This window comes from Streptomyces africanus (assembly GCF_002150735.1).
Lineage (GTDB): Bacteria > Actinomycetota > Actinomycetes > Streptomycetales > Streptomycetaceae > Streptomyces > Streptomyces africanus.
In genome coordinates, this window is record NZ_MUKA01000135.1 from 1 (window position 1) to 8,152 (window position 8,152).

5 protein-coding genes and 1 pseudogene are annotated in these 8,152 nt (G+C 71.2%); 3 read left to right on the top strand and 3 right to left on the bottom strand.

What is annotated here, in order from left to right:
- From CCL05_RS18660 to CCL05_RS18670, 3 genes are all read right to left on the bottom strand, one after another.
- Positions 1–289: biotin/lipoyl-containing protein (locus tag CCL05_RS18660; protein WP_341868269.1), on the bottom strand; the 289-nt coding region annotated here is incomplete at its 3' end.
- Between the two features lie 63 nt (positions 290–352).
- The gene (gene lpdA, locus CCL05_RS18665; RefSeq protein WP_086561636.1) at positions 353–1,741 is read right to left on the bottom strand and encodes a dihydrolipoyl dehydrogenase; all 1,389 of its coding nucleotides are present in this window, start codon (positions 1,739–1,741) and stop codon (positions 353–355) included.
- A gap of 367 nt (positions 1,742–2,108) precedes the next feature.
- Entirely contained in the window at positions 2,109–3,635 is a 1,527-nt protein-coding gene (locus CCL05_RS18670) for a leucyl aminopeptidase (RefSeq protein WP_086561637.1), read from the bottom strand.
- Positions 3,636–3,924: 289 nt separating this feature from the next.
- Here CCL05_RS18670 and CCL05_RS18675 point away from each other — a divergent pair, with 289 nt between their 5' ends.
- From CCL05_RS18675 to CCL05_RS18685, 3 genes and pseudogenes are all read left to right on the top strand, one after another.
- On the top strand, positions 3,925–5,961 hold the full coding sequence (locus CCL05_RS18675) for a hypothetical protein (protein ID WP_086561638.1): 2,037 nt from the start codon (positions 3,925–3,927) through the stop codon (positions 5,959–5,961).
- 28 nt (positions 5,962–5,989) lie between these two features.
- Positions 5,990–7,513: a GT4 family glycosyltransferase PelF gene (gene pelF, locus CCL05_RS18680; RefSeq protein WP_086561639.1), complete on the top strand. Its 1,524-nt coding sequence runs from the start codon at positions 5,990–5,992 to the stop codon at positions 7,511–7,513.
- A pseudogene (locus CCL05_RS18685) lies at positions 7,510–8,152 on the top strand (hypothetical protein); the annotation flags it as partial. The gene pelF and the pseudogene CCL05_RS18685, both read left to right, overlap by 4 nt.

Consider the following 8,152-nt stretch of genomic DNA (forward strand, 5'->3'; position numbering starts at 1 on the left):
GCTCGGCGACCTGCTCGGCCTGCGGGGCCGGGGCGGCGGCGGGCGCGCCCGTGCCGTCGTCGATCACGGCCAGCTCGGCGCCGACCTCGACCGTCTCGTCCTCGGCGACCTTGATGGACGCCAGGACACCGGCGGCGGGGGAGGGGATCTCGGTGTCGACCTTGTCGGTGGAGACCTCGAGCAGCGGCTCGTCGGCCTCGACGCGCTCACCCTCGGCCTTCAGCCAGCGGGTGACAGTGCCCTCGGTGACGCTCTCGCCGAGCGCCGGAAGGGTTACGGAAACCGCCATGGTTTCGGTTGCTCCTTACGGAAAGTGCGGAAGTCTGTGTCGTCGCGTTCGTCGACCGAGGGGTCAGTCGTGCGCGTGGAGGGGCTTGCCGGCCAGGGCCAGGTGGGCCTCGCCGAGCGCCTCGTTCTGCGTCGGGTGGGCGTGGATGAGCTGCGCGACCTCGGCGGGCAGCGCCTCCCAGTTGTAGATCAGCTGGGCTTCGCCGACCTGCTCGCCCATGCGGTCGCCGACCATGTGGACGCCGACGACGGCACCGTCCTTGACCTGGACGAGCTTGATCTCGCCCGCGGTGTTCAGGATCTTGCTCCTGCCGTTGCCCGCGAGGTTGTACTTCAGAGCGACGACCTTGTCCGCGCCGTAGATCTCCTTGGCCTTCGCCTCGGTGATACCGACGGAGGCGACCTCCGGGTGGCAGTACGTCACCCGCGGGACACCGTCGTAGTCGATCGGAACGGTCTTGAGACCGGCCAGACGCTCCGCCACCAGGATGCCCTCGGCGAAGCCGACGTGGGCGAGCTGGAGGGTCGGGACGAGGTCACCGACGGCGGAGATGGTCGGGACGTTGGTGCGCATGTACTCGTCGACCAGGACGTAGCCGCGGTCCATGGCGACGCCCTGCTCCTCGTAGCCCAGGCCCTGGGAGACCGGGCCGCGGCCGATGGCGACGAGCAGGACCTCGGCCTCGAACTGCTTGCCGTCGGCGAGGGTGACCTTGACACCGTCCTGGGTGTACTCGGCCTTCTCGAAGAAGGTGCCCAGGTTGAACTTGATGCCGCGCTTGCGGAAGGCGCGCTCCAGCAGCTTGGAGGAGTTCTCGTCCTCGACCGGGACGAGGTGCTTCAGGCCCTCGACGATGGTGACGTCGGTGCCGAAGGACTTCCACGCGGAGGCGAACTCGACGCCGATGACACCGCCGCCCAGGATAATCGCGGACTTGGGCACGCGGTCCAGGACGAGGGCGTGGTCCGAGGAGATGATCCGGTCGCCGTCGATCTCCAGGCCGGGCAGCGACTTCGGCACCGAGCCGGTCGCGAGGAGCACGTGGCGGCCCTCGACGCGCCGGCCGTTCACGTCGACGGAGGTCGGGGAGGACAGGCGTCCCTCACCCTCGATGTAGGTCACCTTGCGGGAGGCGACGAGCCCCTGGAGCCCCTTGTACAGACCGGCGACCACGCCGTCCTTGTACTTGTGGACGCCGGCGATGTCGATGCCCTCGAGGGTCGCCTTCACACCGAACTGCTCGCTCTCGCGGGCCTGGTCGGCGATCTCACCCGCGTGCAGCAGGGCCTTGGTGGGGATGCATCCTCGGTGCAGGCAGGTGCCGCCGACCTTGTCCTTCTCGATCAGGGCGACGTCCAGGCCCAGCTGCGCCCCGCGCAGGGCCGCGGCGTAACCACCGCTGCCACCGCCGAGGATCACTAGGTCGAAAACGGTGCTGGCGTCGTTCGCCACGTCACGTCCTCCATGCATGTGCGCCGTACGCCGGTCTTCACTGACCGGCAGGCGGCTGGTGTCCGGCCGCTCGTTCTTCGGCCCTTCGGTGGGGCCCTGTCCTGCCGAGCCCCATCTTCGCACTTGTCAGCACAGAAGGAGACGCCGGGCTGCTGTGTGAGACAGCCCACGTTCAGATGAGACGTGCCCCGAAGGGGCGCGGGGCTGTGTCTGATCTGCGGCTCCGCCGCGCGGGCGCGACCAGCCCCGACGCTGACGTGTGACGGACGGCGGGGTCATGCCCCAAGGGGCGCGGGGAACTGCGCGACCAGCCCCCACGCCCCCGCACTCGCCACACAACGGGCGAGACCGAGCTACTGGGCGACGATCAGCCCAGATCACCCGCAGCCGTCAGCTCGGCAAGCCGCACCAGCGTCCGCACAGCCGACCCCGTCCCGCCCTTCGGCGTGTAACCGAACGGCCCGCCCTCGTTGAAGGCCGGCCCGGCGATGTCGAGGTGCGCCCAGGTGATCCCCTCGCCCACGAACTCGCGCAGGAACAGCCCGGCGACCAGCCCGCCGCCCATCCGCTCGCCCATGTTCGCGATGTCGGCCGTGGGCGAGTCCATCCCCTTGCGCAGGTGCTCCGGCATCGGCATCGGCCACGCCGGCTCCCCGACCTCCTCCGCCGCCTCGTGCAGCGCCGTACGGAAGGCATCGTCGTTGCCCATGATCCCGAACGTCCGGTTCCCCAGCGCCAGCACCATCGCCCCGGTCAGCGTCGCGACGTCCACGATCGCGTCCGGCTTCTCCTGGGACGCCGCCCACAGGGCGTCGGCCAGCACCAGCCGGCCCTCCGCGTCGGTGTTGAGCACCTCCACGGTCTTGCCGCTGTACATCCGCAGCACGTCACCCGGACGGGTCGCGGACCCGGAGGGCATGTTCTCGGCCAGGGCCAGCCAGCCGGTGACGTTGACCTCCAGCCCCAGCCGGGCGGCCGCCACGACCGCGGCGAACACCGCGGCCGCGCCGCTCATGTCGCACTTCATGGTCTCGTTGTGACCGGCCGGCTTCAGCGAGATGCCGCCCGAGTCGTACGTGATGCCCTTGCCGACGAAGGCGAGGTGCTTCTTCGCCTTGGAGGACGTGTACGACAGCTTCACCAGGCGCGGGCCCGCCGCCGAACCGGCCCCGACGCCGAGGATGCCGCCGTAGCCGCCCTTCTCCAGGGCCTTCACGTCGAGCACCTGCACCTTGATGCCGTGCTCCTTGGCCGCGGCCTGGGCGATCGCGGCGAACGACTCGGGGTTCAGGTCGTTCGGCGGGGTGTTGACCAGGTCGCGGGCGCGGTTGAGCTCCTCGGACACGGCGACGGCACGCTCGATCGCGGCCTTGTACGCCTTGTCGCGGGGCTTGCCGCCGAGCAGGGTTACCTCGGCGAGCGGGGCCTTGCCGTTCTTCGCCTTGGGGTCCTTGCCGTTCTCCTTGTAGGCGTCGAAGGAGTACGCGCCGAGCAGCGCGCCCTCCCCGATCGCGCCGGCGTCGGCGGCGTCCGTCAGCGGCAGGGCGAAGGCGGCCTTCTTGGAGCCGGTCAGGGCGCGGGCGGCGACGCCGGCGGCCTTGCGCAGCGCCTCGGTGTCGTAGCCGGTGTCCTTCTCGGGCACCGGGCCCAGGCCCACCGCCAGCACGAGCGGGGCCTTGAAGCCGGACGGAGCCGGCAGCTTCGTCACCTCGCCCTCGGCACCGGCGGCGCCGAGAGTCTCCAGAACGCCGGCGAGTTTGCCGTCGTACGCCTTGTCCACGGCCTCGGCGCCCGGCGCGACGACCGGCCCCTTGGCACTCTTGGCGACACCGATCACGATGGCGTCGGCCCGCAGACCGGGCGCCGCGGCGGTGCTGAGAGTGAGAGCAGTCACGGTGGTGAAATCTCGCTTCCGATGTGAAGTTGCTGTGGTCGAACGGTGTGGGTCGACCGGGCCCGACAGCCGACCCTATTGCGACCTCAGGGTTCGGGTATCACGGGGCCTTCCCCGGTGCGGCGAACACTCGACGACGAGACTACGCGCGTGGTCGTGTTCGCTCATTCCTGCGGGCGTTCACCTGTCGGTGGCGTAGTGGCCAGTTCTTGATCCTCCATGTCGGTGAACTGAGTCACACTCATCGAGATCCGGTGAGTGTCCTGCTCACCGCTCTGGGGGAGGAACCATGGCGCAGCGTGCGCGCGGATGGAGAAGCACGGCCGCCGCGGTGACGGCGGCGGGCATGATCACGGCGGGGGCGGTGGCGCCCGGGGCGGCGGCCGCGGAGGAACCCCGCATCGATCTGAAGGTGCTGGTGGTGGACAACGGCGACAGCGCGGTCCGGGCCGTCACCGCCCAGCTGAAAAGCACCGGCGTCCCGTACACGACCCTCGACCTGACCGACACCGGCCGCCCGGAGATCACCGAGTCGTTCCTCAGTGACACGGTCAACGGCAGCCCCCGCGCCAAGTACCAGGGCGTCGTCCTGCCGAACGAATCCCCGTTCGGCGCGGGCTCCGCCGAACAGACCGCCCTGGAGACGTACGAGCGGACGTACGGCATCCCGCAGGTCGACGCCTACACCTGGGCGCACCCGGAGGTCGGCCTCGACTACACCAGCGAGGGCGGCTGGGCAGGCACTCTTGACGGGCGCGAGGCGTCCGTCACCACGGCCGGGAAGGCGGGCTGGTTCGGCTACCTCGACGGCGCCTTCCGGTTCGAGGACAACTCGGCGTCCGTCCAGGAGAGTTACGGCTATGCGGCCCGGCCCCGCGCCGGTTTCACCGCTTACGTCGACATCCCCGTGCCCGGCGGCACCGGCCGTGGCAGCCTCGTCGGCGAGTACGCCCACGACGGCCGCCGCGAACTCGTCGTGACCTTCGCCTACAACGGCAACCAGCAGCAGTTCCGGCTGCTGGCCCGGGGCATCGTCGAGTGGCTCACCCAGGGCGTGCACCTCGGGCAGACCCGCAACTCCTTCGCCGTGCACGTCGACGACGTGTTCGCGCCGGACGGCCGCTGGGACACCGCGCGCAACTGCACCCCGGGCGACTTCGACTGCGCGGGCGGCGACGGCGCGGGCACCACGCCGATCCGCATGACCGCGGACGACGCCGCCTACGCCGCCCAGTGGCAGCGCGAGCACGGTTTCACCCTGGACCTGGTCTACAACGCCGGCTCCGGCGAGGAGTGGAAGACCGAGCACGGCGGCACCGACGCCCTGGCCGACCGGCTGCTGGCCGACAAGGACCGGTACCGCTGGGTCAATCACACCTACACGCACCTCTTCCTGGGCTGCGTCCAGGACACCGCCACCGTGCCGTGGAGCTGCGCGAAGAACGCCGACGGCTCGACGACGTACACGAGCCGCGCCGAGATCGCCGCGCAGATCCGCGACAACCACGACTGGGCGGTGAACAAGGGCCTCGCAGTCGACCGCGCCGAGCTGGTCACCGGTGAGCACTCGGGCCTGAGGACGCTGCCCCAGCAGCCCGACGACAACCCGAACCTGGCCGGCGCCCTCGCCGACACCGGCGTCCGGTGGATCGCCTCGGACAACTCCCGCGAGCCCGGGCAGCGCGCGGTCGGCAACGCGCTGACCGTGCCGCGCCACCCGATGAACGTGTATTACAACGTGGGCACGGCGGCCGAGATGGCCGACGAGTACAACTGGGTCTACACCTCGCGGGCCGACGGCGGCAGCGGCGTCTGCGCGGACAACCCCACCTCGACCTGCCTCGACGAGCCCCTCGACCCCGCCACCGGCTACGCCGCGCACATCGTCCCGCAGGAGGCCCGCACCGCCCTCGGCCACGTCCTCGCGGGCGACCCCCGGCCGCACTACGCGCACCAGTCCAACCTCGCCGAGGACCGGCTGCTCTACCCGGTCATGGAGAAGGTGCTGGACGACTACCGGGCGCTGTTCGCCGACAACACCCCGCTGGAGAACCCCCGGCACAGCGCCATCGGCACGGAGGTACAGCGCCGCGCCGCCTGGCAGACGGCCCTGGCGAACGGGCAGGTGACGGCGTACCGGATCGGCAGCACCGTCACCGCACCCTCCGGCACCCAGATCCCGGTGACCGCCCCGGAGGGCACGAAGAAGCAACTCGTACTGGGCACGACCGATTTCGGCACCCCGTACGCGGGATCCCGCTCGGGCTGGACGACCCCGGCAGCACTCCAGTCGGCTTTGACACTGAAGTTGCCCCAGAGCCTTTAGGGGTCCGCACCACAGGGGGAAACACCGCATGAGGCGAACAGGCCGTCATGTCACCATGCTCACCGAAGGCACCTACCCGCACGTCCACGGCGGCGTCAGCACCTGGTGCGACCAGCTCGTCAAGGGCATGCCCGAGGTCGACTTCCACCTCGTCTCGCTCACCGGCAACGGCCGCGAACCCATCACCTGGGAACTGCCGCCCAACGTCTGCGCGCACACCTCCGTCCCCACCTGGGGCCCGCGCCCCGGCCGCACCAGACCCCCGTACGGCAGGGCCCGCCGCCGCTTCTGCGAGACCTACGAGCGTTTCCTGCTCTCCTTCCTCGACCCCGGCTCGCACGCCGACTTCGGCGAGTCCCTGACCGAGCTGGCCGGACTCGCCCGCGACGGACGCCTGTCGGCGGCCCTGCGCACCGAGTCTGCGCTGCGGTCCCTGATGTGGATATGGACCATGCCGCATCTGCCGACGGCCGCCGCCCGCCCCACCGTGCACGACGCGCTGACCGCGACCGACCTGCTGGAACACGCCCTGCGCCCGCTCGGCGTCCGCATCCCCGAGGACTCCGTCGCGCACGCCGTCAGCAGCGGCCTCGCGACCCTGCCCGCGCTCGCCGCCCGCCACCTGGACGGCGTGCCGTTCCTGCTCACCGAGCACGGCATCTACCTGCGCGAGCGCTATCTCGGCTACCGCCAGGGCGCCCAGCGCTGGCCCGTGAAGGCCTTCATGCTCGGCTTCTACCGCGAGCTCAACTCCTACGGCTACCGTGCCGCCGACCTGATCACGCCGTGCAATCAGTACAACCGCCGCTGGGAGGAGCGCGGCGGCGCCGACGCCGACAAGATCCGCACGGTCTACAACGGCGTCGACCCGGCCGCCTTCCCGCACGCCGGCCCCGAGCCCGAGATCCCGACCCTGTCCTGGTGCGGCCGGATCGACCCGATCAAGGACCTGGAGACCCTGATCCGGGCCTATGCGATGGTGCGCGCCGAGATCCCGGCGGCCCGGCTCAGGCTCTTCGGCCCGGTCCCGCCCGGCGGCGAGGCCTACCGCACCCGGCTGGAGAAGCTCGCCGCCGAACTGGGCGTCACCGACGGCCTGACCTTCGAGGGCCGCATCAGCGAGGTCTGGCGCGCCTACGGGGCCGGGCACCTGGTCATGCTGTCGTCGATCTCCGAGGGCTTCCCGTTCTCCCTCATCGAGGCCATGTCGTGCGGCCGTACGACGGTGTCGACGGACGTCGGGGGAGTGCGCGAGGCCGTCGGCGACACGGGGCTGGTCGTGCCGCCGCGCGAGCCGGAGAAGATGGCCGCCGCCGCGCTGACCCTGCTCAAGGACGACCAACGGCGCACCGAACTGGGGCAGTTGTCGCGGCAGCGTGTCATCGACCGGTTCACGCTGCGCCGCTCGGTGGACGCCTTCCGCACCATCTACAAGGAACTCGCGGGCGAGGACGAGGTGTACGAGCCGACGCTGGAGACCGTGGCCGACTGGACCATGGAACTGCGCGACCCCTGGTACGCGGCCGTCGCGACGGACGGAGCAGGCTGGTGAGCGGAAGCGTCCAGCTGCCGCCGGGCTCCCGCCCGGACACCCTCCCGGGCCTCCCCCGGCAGCGCACCCCGAGCTGGGCCCAACCCGATCCGGTCGACGAACTCGCCGTCCGCCTGGAGGACTTCATAGCCGCGGCCGTCCATCCGGACGAGATAGCCGCCCTGCTGGAGTCCGACGGCCTCTCCGACGACCAGATACGCGAGCGGTACGGCGTGAAGAACTCCTTCGCCCTCGCCGAGACCCTCTACGAACGGGTCGAGCGCCGCTGCCCCGAGCCCGACGGCCCGGTCCAGGACCCCTGGCGGATCGGCCTGCTGGGCTGCCTGCTGCGCGGCGTCGTCTTCGCCCTGCCCGGCCTCGCCTACGTCCTCGGCGCACCCCTGTTCACCGGCCCCGGCGACTTCGGCCTCCCCGCGGGCACGGTCCCGCTGCTGGCCGGGGCGCTGTGCGGCTGGACGTGGAACCAGGGGCTCGCCCACCGGGCGTACGCCTGGCTGGGGCTGGGCGACCGGATGGCCGCCCGGCGTGCCCTGCTGCTCGGCGCCCCGGCCGGCGCGCTGCTCGGCGCGCTGGTCGCCCTGGCGTTCGAAGGCGCCGCCAGCCCGGCCGTGGTCGCCTTCGCCGCCGGGCAGTCCTGCT